The sequence below is a fragment of the Vibrio sp. 11986-1-5 genome (genome assembly GCF_963878025.1).
Lineage (GTDB): Bacteria > Pseudomonadota > Gammaproteobacteria > Enterobacterales > Vibrionaceae > Vibrio > Vibrio injensis.
This window is the reverse complement of record NZ_CAWNVW010000001.1, coordinates 63,448-76,780: the sequence shown is the minus strand read 5'-3', so window position 1 is coordinate 76,780 and position 13,333 is coordinate 63,448. Positions and strand designations below refer to the sequence as shown.

The following is a 13,333-nucleotide window of genomic DNA, read 5'->3' as shown; positions in this document are numbered from 1 at the left end:
GTCAAAAGCGTTCAATGCTTGTTACTGTCACTAACTTATCGTGAACGGTAAATTTCACATTCAAATTGAATAAATTGACCGCATATTCCTTATTATCCAGCTGGTTTTTCTTGTAGGCAGGACGTGGATCTTGCGCTAAAACCTGCTCAATCACTTGTTGCTCATGGTGGTTCGTGAGTTGGTTGAGTGGTACTTGAGGAGCGAAGACGACAAGCAAGCGCTCTGGTTCATGATCGGCATAGCCTCCTGTTGCTTGTGGAATCGCATCGGAGTAAGGAATATAAGGCTTAATATCAATCACCGGCGTTTGATTGACTAAATCGACACTGCCTAATTCAAGAAATAATTGCTCACCTTGTTTGGTTATCCCTTTTAATTCAACGGCAGACATACCGATGCCATTCGGGCGAAAGGTTGAGCGGGAGGCAAAGACCCCAACCCGTTCATTGCCACCAAGGCGAGGTGGTCTTACCGTTGGTTTCCAGCCCGCAGCTAAATTTTTATCGAACAAAAACAGTAGCCAGAGATGAGAAAATTGTTCAATGCCACGCACGGCTTCAGGAGTATTCGCATTCCCGAGCAGCTTTAAACGAGCGGTGGCGGCAGGGACTAAGCGAGGCTGACGGGGGACGGCAAATTTTTCTTGGTAAGGACTTTCAATAATACCAATAGGATCAATTGTATACATAACCTAACGCAGAATAATGGGTATGAGATATCCCAACATAGCACATTTTTTACTTGCATTTTTAGTTGATAATGATTATTAATTGATATGTTATAATGTATCATTTTTTTGGAGTGTGCTATGAAAGCAGGAATTCATCCTGAATATCGACCAGTAGTGTTTCATGATACCAGTGTTGATAAATATTTTATGATTGGTTCGACATTAAAAACCGATCGCACGATCGAGTGGCAAGATGGCAAAACTTACCCTTATTTTACGGTCGAAGTGTCAGCAGAGTCGCATCCTTACTACACGGGTAAACAGCGTGTGATTCAAAAAGAGGGACGTGTGGCTAACTTTAATCGTCGTTTTGCTCAATTTACTAAGGAATAAGCATGAAAGTTTTAAGTTCATTAAAAAGCGCAAAATCACGTCATCCTGATTGCCAAATTGTCAAAAGACGGGGCCGTTTGTATGTGATTTGTAAGAGCAATCCGCGTTTTAAAGCCGTGCAGCGTTGAAAAATTGGATTGGGCCATGAGTAGCTAGGGAGTGTTGCTTAGATTCGATCACAAAACACGTAACACAGTAATGACTCATCAGATGATTGATTTACCGATTAATCATCTGATTTTTTGTTTAAAATTGGTTAAAAATAAGACTTATTTTTACATTTAGTAACATCTTCAATTTTTACTTATTCGTCTCCTCAAGTAACCTGCGCTCGCTTTTGACATTTCTGTCACATATGCATAGGAATAATAACAAGGAGGGAACAGATGAGTTCATCTGCTTCGATTAATCAACCAGCACCGAAAAAACCACGCTTTACGCGATTTTTAGATGCTGTGGAATATTTAGGGAATTTATTACCTCATCCCATCACACTGTTTGCCATTTTTTGCGTGACAATTTTAGTCGCCTCAGGTATTGCGGGTTATTTTGAAGTATCCGTTGTCGATCCTCGACCAGAAGGAGCAAGGGGCCGGGCTGCTGATGGTATGATCCATGTGGTCAGCCTACTTAATGGCGATGGTTTACAGCGCATTGTGACCAATCTTGTCACTAACTTTACCGGTTTTGCTCCTTTGGGCACGGTGTTGGTTGCCATGTTAGGGGTATCGATTGCTGAGCATTCTGGCCTGCTGTCTGCTGCGATCCGTGGCATGGTGATGGGCGCTTCACAACGCATGGTCACTTTTACTGTGGTGTTCGCTGGTATCATGTCCAACACGGCGGGTGAACTGGGTTATGTGGTGCTTATTCCACTTGCCGCCATGCTGTTCCATTCATTGGGGCGTCATCCTTTAGCAGGCTTAGCGGCTGCGTTTGCGGGTGTTTCTGGTGGTTATTCTGCCAACCTACTCATTGGTACGGTCGATCCGCTGCTTTCTGGGATTACGGAGACGGCGGCGAGAATTTTGGATCCTGAATACATCGTGGGTCCAGAGGTTAACTGGTACTTTATGGCCGTTTCCACCTTCTTTATTGCGATTGCCGGTGCTTGGGTAACGGAAAAAATTGTTGAGCCTAAACTCGGTAAGTATGATGTGGCTGAAGCGGGCGATGATCTATCACAAGATAAAATGGGCTTTTTGACAGATATTGAGAAAAAAGGTCTTAAGTTTGCTGGTTTAGCAACCTTGGTTGTTTGTGGTTTATTGGCTTGGACGATTGTGCCGGAAAATGGCGTATTGCGTCATCCTGAAACTGGACTAGTTGCTGGTTCCCCGTTCTTACGCAGCATCGTCGCTTTCATCTTTGTGTTCTTTGCTGTCCCTGGCTTTGTCTACGGTAAAGTCGTTGGTACGATGAAAAACGATCGCGATGTGATTGATGCGATGGCAAAATCCATGTCTTCAATGGGGATGTACATCGTATTAGTTTTCTTTGCTGCCTAGTTTGTAGCATTTTTTAGCTGGACTAACTTTGGTCAAGTGTTTGCTGTCGGTGGTGCTTCCTTTTTGCAAACTATTGGTTTGACTGGACCAATGCTGTTTTTTGCTTTTATTCTGATGTGTGGATTTATTAACCTGATGATCGGTTCAGCTTCAGCACAATGGGCAGTAACGGCTCCTATTTTTGTGCCTATGTTGATGCTTGTTGGCTATGCGCCGGAGACGATTCAGGCGGCGTACCGTATTGGTGACTCTGTGACCAATATTATTACCCCGATGATGAGTTATTTTGGTTTGATACTAGCGATTGCGAGTCGATACATTAAAAATCTAGGCATTGGCACCTTGATTGCAGTCATGATTCCTTACACTATTGTCTTTACATTAGGTTGGAGTTTGCTGTTCTTTGTATGGGTGTTTGTGCTGGGTATGCCGGTAGGGCCGGGCGCCGCAACCTACTACATTCCTTAAGCTAGTTTGGTTTAGTTCAAGCTTAGAGTAGGTTAACGCCGCTGCGATGATGAAAATGGCAGCGGCGTTTTTTGATCCTAAGTGAAGCGAAAGATTATCTGATAACGTTTAGCGTCGGCGAGTCAACCAGCGATCGAGATAGTTAGCGAATTCACGTCGCTCGGTTTGAGATAACGCATTGGGACCACCCGTTTGAATACCGCTTGAGCGCATGGTATCGAGAAAATCTCGTATGTTCAGTCTGGCTTTAATGGTTTCGGTGGTAAAAAGCTCTCCTCGTGAACTCAGTGCTAATGCACCTTTAGTGATCACTTCATCGGCCAATGGTATGTCTGAGGTGATCACTAAATCGCCTTTTTCTACCCGCTTAACAATTTCATTATCAGCAATATCAAACCCACTAGGCACTTGTAATGCGATGATATTACTGCGTTTAGGGAGTGGTATTTGATGATTGGCAACAAACGTGCATTCTACTCCCGTGCGTTCAGCGGCTCTGATCAGTGTTTCTCTTATCACTTTTGGACAAGCGTCGGCATCGACCCAAATTTTCATTTTGATTCCTTCTGATGGTTCAGGGCTGCTTCTAACTGATCAACTTTGGTGATCAGCCGCGCGAGTTGCTGTTCAAGTTGGGTAATACGTTGTTGGTCGGTCAATGGCGGCGTTTTATTGGTTTCAACCTTTGGAGCTCGCTGGGTTTGTTTCCAACTTTTTATTGCCGCAATAATCGCAGGCATGGGGAGAGATGTGCTAAGGCGAGATTTCACCAGAGCAACCGTTGGCTCTTTTCCTTGTTGTTGTAAATGAGTGAAAATAGCCTGCAATTCATGTGATAAATCTTTACTGAGCATAATCTGTCCTTGTGCAATCGATAGGGCCTATCTTACCCATAAATGAGAGCGGCGTGTTGAGTTTTATCTTCTGTCCGTCTAGCTTTTTCGTTAGCAAAAGAGGGAGTAGATTGTAAGAGATCGCTTACTTGTAATGTGCGATAACAGCGCGATTTTATTGAGATTTTAATATGTGCCTTTTTTAATTGATTGTTTTGTATTGGAAAATTTTTAATTTTAATCTCTTTGGTTGATATCAATAATGAACTAGGGATTGAATCATCGGTAAAAGTAGATAGATTAATAGTTGTCGCAGCGGATGTGACAGGGAATAGGAATGACACAAGGAATGTTGCTTCAAGGATGAGACGGTGAACGGGAATGTTACCGTAAGGATTAGGACTCATTAAGGACATGACCATTGACATGAGGTTGATGGGCAAGGACAGCAGGACCCTATGGAATAGGTCGGGACACCATCAGGATGAAGGTAGGACACCGCTCAAGGAACAAGTGAAGTAAACTGATCAGGATAGATTGGTGTCACGGATGAATAGGACACCGCCAGGGTGGCGATGCATAGGATAAGGTCACTGGATTGTACCGCTACTATTAGGGACGATGCAGGGAGCACGAACAAGTAGCTGGATTGCTATAAGTAAGACTTAAGCCCCGATACCATGAGTGTCGGGGCTTTTCTTAGTTCAGATGAAGCCACGAAAACTATGATATCGCTACAGGTAACATCGAACTATTTGAGTATAATGAGAATTATAATAATGTGATGTTGAGAATATTGACATCAAGATCAATACGTCATCGTTGGGATTGGTTTACTTTCGCCTACTTCTTCAAGAAAACTCCGCAGTGGCTTAGCGCTGTTTATACCGCTATACGGTAAAGTTACAAGGTTGTCGTGATGATGCCATCATTATAATTGAGGCGGAGTGCGGCGCCCTGTCTTATTACCTATTTCTGGTATTGAGAGAATTGATATTGTTGAATACAAGGATGGTCCGTGACGATTGTAACGCGTAGAACTTTGATAGTGCCATATACCGAGACGTTTGAATCTGATTTTTTGATGCTTAATTGCTGTGCTAAAAATCGGGCTCAAATGAATGGTCCGAAAACCGTGGCTGCGGCGAGACAGCAATTTCAACGTATTTTACATGACCCTCACTTACATGCGATGGCGGTACTGGACAATTACAATCGTGAATACATGGGGCATTTGTTCGTTGAGCTTGATGAGCAGAGTGCTGAGTTGGGTTTTGTGTTCGATAAAAGTTATTGGGGACAAGGCATTGCTAATGAGGCATTACAGGCTTTTTTCCCTAAAATTTGTCAACGATTACACCTTGATAAGGTGATAGCCAAAGTGAACGCTCAGCATTCGGCGGCCCAATCTATTTTGGATAAATTAGGCTTTGTGTCTATAAGGACGGAAGACGACATTTTTGGCGTATTTTATGAGTATCAATGGCAACGCCAAAGCGAATTTTCTTCATTCTCCGCTTACTCTCTTTGAGTTTGTTGAAAATCTAAAGCATTCGGTGCGGTGGCAGATGAAAGCCGGAGGGGGTAAAGCCGATCATCACCAGTTGCCCTTGATAGCAATCATCGCCAAGTGCCGAGAATTCAAAATAATAGACCGTATGCCAACGCCAGCGATGAGCTGGCGTTTTCCATTTATGCTGTCCAAAAGAGACACTGAGTAGCTGTAAATCCAAGGCGGCACATTGGCGTGCTATACATTGTTTAGCTATTTCTGATTGACGACGCTGCTGCCAAAATGCATAACAGACTAAGCTCAGTAGAATAATGCCAATAAGGTTATCGATCATTCGCTTTCCTTTATGGCGATGAAGGTTTGGTGGCACGCTGTAAATTGACCAACGCTTGGGTTAATTCTGGTGATGGGCTGCTATGGAGTAGCGGTAATAGCACGACTCGCAGCTCTGGCAGCATGACTAAATCAGCAAAAATTTGATTAAATAAGTTTTGATCGCCACTTTGTGCTAGGCGCAGTAAAAATCGTTGAGCACGCCCGCTTTGTTTTAGCGCAGACCAACAACGACCGGCGATAGCAATCAGCACTTCTGGGTGACAAAAAGAACAGTTATCCAACACTTGATCAATCCATTGAGCTAGCTGATCTGGCGTCCCTCCAGAGAGTGCTCGGATCAACGCAGCCAATAAAAATAGGTCACATTCAGGTTGTGTAATGCAAGCTCGTAATTTCTCATCGAGAGCCTGTGCTAGGTCATTGGGTAATGAGCTGTGTTCAAGTGAGCCGAGCAGAGCATAAAGGACAGGCGAAGGTAAATGAGCGAGTGCGTTGATGATTAACTGACTATTGTTGCTATCATTAAGACGCGCGCAGATATCGCTAATGCCTTGTAGACCAACAGTTTGCCAGTTATCCCATCCTAAATCACCTGTTAAGTAATGTTGAGCATGTTCATAGTATTGACTACTAGGTAATGAAAGCTGCTGGCGAATTTGGCTATGAATGACCGCCATTTTTTCTTCGCTTGGTTTAAAGGTATAAGGATTATTAGCCAGCTTTTGTTGTTGAGCTTCGGTTAATTCGCCAGTGAGCCGCGATCCCATTGCTTCAAGAACGTAACTAAGAAATTGGCCTATTTCTGCTTGAGCCAATAACCCGCGTTCATCAAGAGTAAATTTTACAAACCATATCCACGGTTGTTGGTTCTGATGCCAATAAACAATGGCGAGATGAGCTTGACGCTGCAACGGGTAAGGATACGGTTGTCTTGCTTGTTCAACATGGTGAAATTGTTGTGCATCGACGGGTTGGATGCGCCGTCCCAGATCAAAAATCTGATAGTGTACTTCACTCTGTTTAAGTAAATCGGTGAGGGTATGAATCGGCTGCATAAGGGATTATTTGTTCCTAACTTTCTTTGTTTAATAAATGGTATCATTTGGCGCAAATTCAAGGCCCAACAAATAAACATTGATGATCTATCCAACACGTTTACCGGTTTTACTGCAACAACTAACCACAGAGCTCAAAGCGGCGGCTTTATGGCAAGAACATTGCCCAACGGAGGATAAGCTCCTCAGTCGAGAGCCGTTTGCTATTGATACATTACATCCACACGAATGGCTACAATGGATTTTTTTACCTCGAATGTGGCAATTACTCGACACGAAACAACCTTTGCCTAAAGGTTTTTTGTTAACGCCTTATTTTGTTGAAGCGTGGAAAGAACAATCTGGCTACCAGCCATTGATTGAAGTGTTAATTGAGATAGATAGAGTGGCACAATAATGTTAGAGATCATTTATCAAGACCCGTATCTGGTTGCGGTCAATAAGCCTGCGGGTATGCTTGTTCATCGCTCTTGGTTGGATAAGCATGAAACTCAATTTGTGATGCAAACCTTACGCGATCAAATTGGTCAACATGTTTTCCCTTTGCACCGCTTAGATAGACCGACATCTGGCGTACTCGTGTTTGCGTTATCCAGTGAAGTTGCTTCAATACTGATGCCAATGTTTGCTAGTCAACAAATGGAAAAAACTTACCATGCCGTGGTGCGAGGCTGGATTGAGCAAGCCGGTGTTTTGGATTATCCACTTAAACAAGAGCTGGATAAAATCGCCGATAAATTTGCTCAGCAAGATAAAGAGCCGCAATCGGCGATCACCGCTTATCAGCCGTTAGCCAACGTTGAAGTGCCTTTTTCTACCGGCAAGTTTGCCACCACCCGCTACAGTTTGATGGAATTGAAACCGAAGACCGGCCGTAAACATCAATTACGGCGCCATATGGCTCATTTACGTCATCCGATTGTTGGCGATACCACCCATGGTGATGGTAAACATAATCGCTTGTACCGTGAGCAGTATCAAGTGCAGCGTCTGATGTTGCACGCGAGTCAATTACGTTTTATCCATCCTTATACAGAGCAAATGCTCACCTTAAGCGCTGGATTTGATGAGAGCTGGCAGCGCCTGTTTAACGCTTTTTCATGGTCAGATCCGCAACAAAAAAACCTTCTCGAGTGAGAAGGTTTTCTTTTTTCTCTTTGATTACTTGGCCAAGTAATCACGAATCGCAGTTTCTATTCCTAGACCATCCAGACCAAGCTCAGCATGCATCTCTTCTTGCGTTCCTTGAGCTATAAATTGATCCGGCAAACCCAGATTTAAGGTTGGTTTGAGAAGTTTTTTCGCCATCAAATACTCAACCACAGCCGCGCCAGCACCGCCAGCAATAACGTTTTCTTCCAATGTGACCAGCACGTCATGGCTATTGGCTAACTCAGTGATCAATGCTTCATCAAGTGGTTTTACAAAGCGCATATCGGCGACGGTGGCATTAAGGGTTTCCGCCGCTTGTAAGGCATTAGGTAACAAGGTGCCAAAACTGAGGATTGCCACTTTTTCTCCTTGACGGATCAGGCGACCTTTGCCAATCGTCAGTGGTGTGAAATCGGTTTCAATCTGCACGCCCATGCCGGTACCACGAGGATAACGCACGGCACTAGGACCTTGATGCTGATGACCGGTATAGAGCATTTGCCGACATTCATTTTCATCAGCCGGAGCCATGATCAATAAATTGGGAATACAGCGTAAGAAGCTTAAATCAAATGCCCCTTGATGAGTTTGACCATCGGCACCGACTAATCCCGCACGGTCAATGGCAAACATCACGGGTAGATTCATGATCGCGACATCATGGATCAATTGATCATAACCGCGCTGTAAAAAAGTCGAGTAAATCGCCACAATCGGATGATAGCCACTGATGGCCATTCCTGTTGCGAGGGTGACAGCATGTTGCTCAGCAATCGCGACATCAAAATACTGATTAGGATACTCTTTAGAGAAACGAACCATCCCTGAACCTTCGCGCATCGCAGGAGTGATAGCCATTAATTTAGGATCTTGCGCGGCCATATCACATAAGAAATCACCGAAAATTTTCGAGTAGGTCGGTTTACTGTCTGTACTTTTTGGCAGGCTAGTATGCGTGAGGTCAAACTTGGGAACCCCATGGTAGCCAATCGGGTCTTTCTCTGCGGGTGCGTAGCCTTTGCCTTTTTTGGTCATGACATGCAAAAACTGCGGACCTTTCAGTTCACGCATGTTTTTGATGGTTTTAATCAGTTCTAACACATCATGGCCGTCAATCGGACCGATATAATTAAAGCCGAATTCTTCAAATAACGTCCCAGGAACGACCATACCTTTTAAATGCTCTTCGGTACGTCGTACCAGCTCTTTAATCGGTGGAATGCCCGATAAAACTTTTTTGCCGCCTTCACGTATCGAAGTGTATAAACTGCCAGACAGTAATTGCGCCAAATGGTTATTGAGTGCGCCGACGTTTTCTGAAATCGACATTTCATTATCATTTAAGATAACCAGCATATCGCTGTCGACATCGCCTGCGTGGTTCATGGCTTCAAATGCCATTCCTGCGGTGATCGCACCATCACCAATCACACTGACGACTTTACGTCCTTTGGCTTCTTTCGCGGCGCAAATAGCGACGCCGAGCGCAGCACTGATAGAGGTTGATGAGTGACCAACAGAGAGGGTGTCATACTCGCTCTCTTCTCGCCAAGGAAAAGGATGCAGCCCATCTTTTTGACGAATGGTCGACATCTGCTCGCGGCGGCCAGTGAGTATTTTATGGGGATAAGCTTGATGGCCGACATCCCAAATTAGTTTATCAAAAGGGGTCTGGTAGACGTAATGCAAAGCGACGGTTAGTTCTACCGTGCCTAATCCAGAGGCTAAGTGACCGCTAGAGCGACTGACTGAATTCAGTAAATAGATACGTAACTCATCACAAAGCTTAGGTAGCATTTCTTTGGGCATGCTACGCAGTTCGTCAGGGGTATTTGCTAGGGCCAGTGTTGGATATTTCGAAATATCAAGAGTCATAGTTATGCGCGCTTATCGTGTTAGTTTTTGCGCTCGATGACGTATCGGGCGAACTCTTCGAGATGCTCAGTATTATACGGAATCGCTTGTAATGCTTCGAGCGCTTCTGCAAGCAGAACTTGAGCTTTATTCATGGCACCTTCTAATCCTAGTAGGGCTGGATAAGTGCTTTTATGCAGTTGTTGGTCTGAACCTTGTGGTTTACCTAATGTTTCAGTATCGCTGATGATGTCTAAAATATCATCTTGCACTTGAAAGGCGAGGCCTACCGCTGCCGCATAGCGATCCAGTTGCGGTAAAATAGCTAATCCCTCTTGACCTGCAGCCATGGCACCCATTCGGATGGCACAACGCATCAGTGCACCCGTTTTATTATGATGAATGGTTTCTAATTCATCTAACGTTATACGGCGATTTTCTGCAGCTAGATCCAACGCTTGACCTAAGCACATTCCCTGAGCACCAGACGCTTCGGCTAAAGCTTGAACCATTTTGATCCGATTGGTCTCACCGTGAGTAGAGAGTTGACCTTCCGCCAAAATAGTAAAGGCGAGAGTTTGCAGAGCATCTCCCGTTAAAATCGCTGTTGCTTCATCAAATTTAATATGACAGGTTGGTTTTCCTCGACGTAAGTCGTCGTCGTCCATCGCGGGTAAATCGTCATGAATCAATGAATAAGCGTGGATACATTCGACAGCACAAGCTGGAGTATCGAGATCAGCCAGTTGGCAGCCGAGCATTTGTCCGGTGATGTAGACCAAGTAAGGACGAGCTCGTTTACCACCAAGCAATAAACCGTAACGCATAGCTTCAATCAAAGGAAGATGCTGATAAGGTAAACGATGTAACCACTCGTCTAGTTGCTGATTATTTCTCTGTTGAAAAGAGGAAAGCGCCTCAATCATAGGATCTGTATTACTCTCTGGTTATTCGGGAACAGCGGTGAATTCAGCTAACGGCGCATCGTCTGAATTATTCAGAAGAATGCGTACTCGTTGTTCTGCTTCATCGAGTTTGGCTTGCCCGCTACGAGCTAAGGCGATACCGCGTTCAAATTTTTTCAATGCTTCGTCGAGTGCAATATCACCGCTTTCTAATTGTTCAACTAAGTTATCTAGTTCTTCGATTGTCGCTTCGAAGGACATATTCTCAGGTTTTTTACTCGCCATAATCATTGTGCCTCAAAAAAGATGCACGAAAGTTACCTTAGGGCGTACAGATGGTCAAATTTAACCAAGCAAATTTGCTATAAATAAGGCGCTTTTTCATCAGACCGCTAAGCTTATCTAAAAATAGCTAGGTATAACCATGTCGTTAGCAGGGCAATAATCACAGAGAGGGAAGATCTTTGGCCTGTCTATCGCTAGCTCCGCGTCATTTGACTCAGTGAGCTAGCCTCTTATGCTATGTCAATAATCAGAAGTTTATTGAAAGCAAAATGTTTTTTTGCGATAACGAGTCAAAGAGCGGCACTTGGGGATAGTCGGTTTTGCGTATAAACTTAACCATAATATAAGTTAAAGATTTTGCTCTTGCGCCGATAAGAAGAGTAATCTCAATAATGCAGATGACAAGCATGAGGAGCGCTTCGTGGATTTAGCAACGCTAGTAGGCCTAATTGGTGGTCTGGCTTTCGTTTTGATGGCAATGGTCGTTGGTGGTAGCCTTGTGATGTTTGTTGATGTCACATCGGTTCTGATCGTCGTCGGTGGTTCAACCTTCGTTGTGTTAGTCAAATTTACCATGGGGCAGTTTTTTGGTGCGGCCAAAATTGCCGCTAAAGCCTTTATGTTTAAAGCGGAAGAGCCAGAAGATTTAATTGCCAAAATCGTTGAGATGGCCGATGCAGCGCGTAAAGGTGGTTTCTTAGCGTTAGAAGAGATGGAAATCTCTAACTCATTTATGCAAAAAGGCATCGACTTATTGGTTGATGGACACGATGCTGATGTGGTTCGTACCGCGTTACAAAAAGACATTGTTTTAACCGATGAGCGCCATGAATTAGGGACAGGTGTTTTTCGCGCTTTTGGTGATGTTGCCCCTGCGATGGGGATGATCGGTACCTTGATAGGCTTAGTGGCTATGTTATCAAATATGGATGACCCGAAAGCGATCGGCCCGGCAATGGCAGTGGCGTTGTTGACGACGTTGTATGGTGCGATCATGGCGAACATGATCTTCTTCCCTATCGCCGATAAATTGGCGCTACGCCGAGGCCAAGAAACTTTAAATCGACGTTTAATTATGGATGGAGTCTTAGCGATTCAAGATGGACAAAACCCGCGAGTCATCGACGGGTATTTGAAAAATTATCTTAATGAAGGTAAGCGAGTTCTTGATGTCGATAATGAATAGCGGAGGGCAGTCATGGAGGATCTAAAACGCAAATGCCCACCGCCAGGTCTGCCTGCTTATATGGGAACCTTTGCTGATCTCATGGCATTGTTGATGTGCTTTTTTGTACTACTGCTGTCGTTTTCTGAGATGGATGTTCTTAAATTCAAACAGATAGCGGGTTCGATGAAGTTTGCGTTTGGGGTGCAAAACCGTTTAGAAGTGAAAGATATTCCTAAAGGGACCAGTGTGATTGCTCAAGAGTTTCGTCCTGGTCGTCCTGAGCCGACGCCGATTGATGTTATCATGCAGCAAACCATTGATATAACCCAACAAACGTTAGAATTTCATGAAGGTGATTCTGATAGAGCCGGTGGTAATCAGCGCGATGATGGTCAGCTAACGGGCGGAGAATCTCCTGAAACTTCCACCCAAGATAATCAAGATAATGAAGACGCTGAGCAGGAGCAAGAGCAATCGGAAGCCCTCTCTGAAGAGATGGAAATTGTTTTAGAGAACATCAAAAAAGCTTTAGATAGAGAAATCGAGCAAGGTGCCGTTGAGGTGGAAAATTTAGGCCAGCAAATTTTGATCCGTATTCGCGAACGAGGGGCTTTTCCTGAAGGTTCCGCCTTTTTACAACCTCAATTTCGACCCTTGGTTCGGCAGATTGCCGAATTAGTTAAAGATGTACCAGGCATCGTTCAGGTAACCGGACATACCGATAACCAACGATTAGATTCTGAACTTTATCGCTCTAATTGGGATCTTTCAGCGCAGCGAGCAGTATCTGTTGCGCAAGAGATGGAAAGGGTTGTCGGTTTTGATCATCGACGCTTGGAAGTCAGAGGCTTGGCTGATACCGCGCCGGTTGGTCCAAACGATACTGAAGCGCAGCGCTCTCGTAATCGACGAGTAGAAATCGGCATCATGCAAGGAAAACCGCTATTAAGTGAGGAGATCCCTTCGCTCCAATAGCATCAATCGTCGTCCTAGGTTCTGGAAACCAGAGCCTAGGACCTAGAATCCCATCTATAGCCACCATTATGTCACTCGTTGTTAAGCGAAGAGTGGTCATAAACCTTGCCTTTTATGATGATTTTCCTAATTGAGTAGATCGTGTATAATCCCGCCCCTTTGCTGGTCTCTATCCTGAGCATCACTGCTTAGCATGAAGCTTAATGTTTGTTTTAAAC

At 44.3% G+C, this 13,333-nt stretch carries 16 protein-coding genes and 1 pseudogene; 8 read left to right on the top strand and 9 right to left on the bottom strand.

Features of this window, described 5'->3' with window-relative positions; all coding sequences use genetic code 11:
* Position 1 precedes the first annotated feature (1 nt).
* The gene (gene tsaA / locus AACS00_RS00375) at positions 2–688 is read right to left on the bottom strand and encodes a tRNA (N6-threonylcarbamoyladenosine(37)-N6)-methyltransferase TrmO (RefSeq protein ID WP_072668690.1); all 687 of its coding nucleotides are present in this window, start codon (positions 686–688) and stop codon (positions 2–4) included.
* Between the two features lie 120 nt (positions 689–808).
* Between tsaA and AACS00_RS00370 the strand changes: the two genes are divergently transcribed.
* From AACS00_RS00370 to AACS00_RS00360, 3 genes and pseudogenes are all read left to right on the top strand, one after another.
* The gene (locus tag AACS00_RS00370) at positions 809–1,063 is read left to right on the top strand and encodes a type B 50S ribosomal protein L31 (RefSeq protein ID WP_040904590.1); all 255 of its coding nucleotides are present in this window, start codon (positions 809–811) and stop codon (positions 1,061–1,063) included.
* Positions 1,064–1,065: 2 nt separating this feature from the next.
* On the top strand, positions 1,066–1,191 hold the full coding sequence (ykgO, locus tag AACS00_RS00365) for a type B 50S ribosomal protein L36 (RefSeq protein WP_072668689.1): 126 nt from the start codon (positions 1,066–1,068) through the stop codon (positions 1,189–1,191).
* A 258-nt stretch (positions 1,192–1,449) separates the two neighbouring features.
* Positions 1,450–3,039, top strand: a pseudogene (locus AACS00_RS00360) (AbgT family transporter).
* A gap of 108 nt (positions 3,040–3,147) precedes the next feature.
* On the opposite strand, the gene AACS00_RS00355 reads toward AACS00_RS00360, so the two are convergent.
* From AACS00_RS00355 to AACS00_RS00345, 3 genes are read right to left on the bottom strand one after another with little or no spacing between them, the layout of a single operon-like run.
* A complete protein-coding gene (locus AACS00_RS00355) occupies positions 3,148–3,594 on the bottom strand; it encodes a YaiI/YqxD family protein (RefSeq protein ID WP_110168127.1) in 447 nt (148 codons plus the stop codon).
* On the bottom strand, positions 3,591–3,893 hold the full coding sequence (locus AACS00_RS00350; protein WP_072668686.1) for a hypothetical protein: 303 nt from the start codon (positions 3,891–3,893) through the stop codon (positions 3,591–3,593). Before AACS00_RS00350 ends, AACS00_RS00355 begins: the two co-directional genes overlap by 4 nt.
* A gap of 32 nt (positions 3,894–3,925) precedes the next feature.
* Positions 3,926–4,279 carry a hypothetical protein gene (locus AACS00_RS00345; RefSeq protein WP_146205780.1) on the bottom strand — a complete coding sequence of 118 codons (354 nt, stop codon included), beginning with the start codon at positions 4,277–4,279 and terminating at the stop codon, positions 3,926–3,928.
* 611 nt (positions 4,280–4,890) lie between these two features.
* Here AACS00_RS00345 and AACS00_RS00340 point away from each other — a divergent pair.
* The gene (locus AACS00_RS00340; RefSeq protein ID WP_110168126.1) at positions 4,891–5,403 is read left to right on the top strand and encodes a GNAT family N-acetyltransferase; all 513 of its coding nucleotides are present in this window, start codon (positions 4,891–4,893) and stop codon (positions 5,401–5,403) included.
* 13 nt (positions 5,404–5,416) lie between these two features.
* Here AACS00_RS00340 and AACS00_RS00335 read toward each other — a convergent pair whose 3' ends face one another.
* Both AACS00_RS00335 and AACS00_RS00330 read right to left on the bottom strand, forming a co-directional pair.
* Positions 5,417–5,719, bottom strand: a complete 303-nt coding sequence (locus tag AACS00_RS00335) for a DUF3301 domain-containing protein (RefSeq protein ID WP_110168125.1) — start codon at positions 5,717–5,719, stop codon at positions 5,417–5,419.
* 10 nt (positions 5,720–5,729) lie between these two features.
* Positions 5,730–6,776 carry a DUF3549 family protein gene (locus AACS00_RS00330; RefSeq protein WP_110168124.1) on the bottom strand — a complete coding sequence of 349 codons (1,047 nt, stop codon included), beginning with the start codon at positions 6,774–6,776 and terminating at the stop codon, positions 5,730–5,732.
* A gap of 82 nt (positions 6,777–6,858) precedes the next feature.
* On the opposite strand from AACS00_RS00330, the gene AACS00_RS00325 reads away from it, so the two are divergent.
* Together AACS00_RS00325 and truC are read left to right on the top strand one after the other, a co-directional pair.
* The gene (locus AACS00_RS00325) at positions 6,859–7,173 is read left to right on the top strand and encodes a YqcC family protein (RefSeq protein ID WP_110168123.1); all 315 of its coding nucleotides are present in this window, start codon (positions 6,859–6,861) and stop codon (positions 7,171–7,173) included.
* Complete coding sequence (gene truC, locus AACS00_RS00320) at positions 7,173–7,913, top strand: tRNA pseudouridine(65) synthase TruC (protein ID WP_072668681.1); 741 nt, start codon at positions 7,173–7,175, stop codon at positions 7,911–7,913. The genes AACS00_RS00325 and truC overlap by 1 nt, the downstream gene beginning before the upstream one ends.
* Before the next feature lie 24 nt (positions 7,914–7,937).
* Here truC and dxs read toward each other — a convergent pair whose 3' ends face one another.
* Genes dxs through xseB form a run of 3 tightly spaced genes read right to left on the bottom strand, consistent with a single transcriptional unit; the run spans position 7,938 to position 10,972 of the window.
* Complete coding sequence (gene dxs / locus AACS00_RS00315) at positions 7,938–9,803, bottom strand: 1-deoxy-D-xylulose-5-phosphate synthase (protein ID WP_110168122.1); 1,866 nt, start codon at positions 9,801–9,803, stop codon at positions 7,938–7,940.
* Positions 9,804–9,823: 20 nt separating this feature from the next.
* Entirely contained in the window at positions 9,824–10,708 is an 885-nt protein-coding gene (gene ispA, locus AACS00_RS00310; protein ID WP_072668679.1) for a (2E,6E)-farnesyl diphosphate synthase, read from the bottom strand.
* A 21-nt stretch (positions 10,709–10,729) separates the two neighbouring features.
* Positions 10,730–10,972: an exodeoxyribonuclease VII small subunit gene (gene xseB, locus AACS00_RS00305; protein WP_072668958.1), complete on the bottom strand. Its 243-nt coding sequence runs from the start codon at positions 10,970–10,972 to the stop codon at positions 10,730–10,732.
* A 421-nt stretch (positions 10,973–11,393) separates the two neighbouring features.
* Here xseB and pomA point away from each other — a divergent pair, with 421 nt between their 5' ends.
* Positions 11,394–12,158, top strand: a complete 765-nt coding sequence (pomA, locus tag AACS00_RS00300) for a flagellar motor protein PomA (protein WP_004395752.1) — start codon at positions 11,394–11,396, stop codon at positions 12,156–12,158.
* Positions 12,159–12,170: 12 nt separating this feature from the next.
* Positions 12,171–13,115: a flagellar motor protein MotB gene (locus AACS00_RS00295; RefSeq protein ID WP_072668678.1), complete on the top strand. Its 945-nt coding sequence runs from the start codon at positions 12,171–12,173 to the stop codon at positions 13,113–13,115.
* Positions 13,116–13,333: the final 218 nt, after the last annotated feature.

Bases quoted from the DNA above. Each gene is read 5' to 3' on its own strand.
- tsaA (WP_072668690.1), bottom strand. From the start codon at position 688: ATGTATACAATTGATCCTATTGGTATTATTGAAAGTCCTTACCAAGAA.
- AACS00_RS00370 (WP_040904590.1), top strand. From the start codon at position 809: ATGAAAGCAGGAATTCATCCTGAATATCGACCAGTAGTGTTTCATGAT.
- ykgO (WP_072668689.1), top strand. From the start codon at position 1,066: ATGAAAGTTTTAAGTTCATTAAAAAGCGCAAAATCACGTCATCCTGAT.
- AACS00_RS00355 (WP_110168127.1), bottom strand. From the start codon at position 3,594: ATGAAAATTTGGGTCGATGCCGACGCTTGTCCAAAAGTGATAAGAGAA.
- AACS00_RS00350 (WP_072668686.1), bottom strand. From the start codon at position 3,893: ATGCTCAGTAAAGATTTATCACATGAATTGCAGGCTATTTTCACTCAT.
- AACS00_RS00345 (WP_146205780.1), bottom strand. From the start codon at position 4,279: ATGAGTCCTAATCCTTACGGTAACATTCCCGTTCACCGTCTCATCCTT.
- AACS00_RS00335 (WP_110168125.1), bottom strand. From the start codon at position 5,719: ATGATCGATAACCTTATTGGCATTATTCTACTGAGCTTAGTCTGTTAT.
- AACS00_RS00330 (WP_110168124.1), bottom strand. From the start codon at position 6,776: ATGCAGCCGATTCATACCCTCACCGATTTACTTAAACAGAGTGAAGTA.
- AACS00_RS00325 (WP_110168123.1), top strand. From the start codon at position 6,859: ATGATCTATCCAACACGTTTACCGGTTTTACTGCAACAACTAACCACA.
- truC (WP_072668681.1), top strand. From the start codon at position 7,173: ATGTTAGAGATCATTTATCAAGACCCGTATCTGGTTGCGGTCAATAAG.
- dxs (WP_110168122.1), bottom strand. From the start codon at position 9,803: ATGACTCTTGATATTTCGAAATATCCAACACTGGCCCTAGCAAATACC.
- ispA (WP_072668679.1), bottom strand. From the start codon at position 10,708: ATGATTGAGGCGCTTTCCTCTTTTCAACAGAGAAATAATCAGCAACTA.
- xseB (WP_072668958.1), bottom strand. From the start codon at position 10,972: ATGGCGAGTAAAAAACCTGAGAATATGTCCTTCGAAGCGACAATCGAA.
- AACS00_RS00295 (WP_072668678.1), top strand. From the start codon at position 12,171: ATGGAGGATCTAAAACGCAAATGCCCACCGCCAGGTCTGCCTGCTTAT.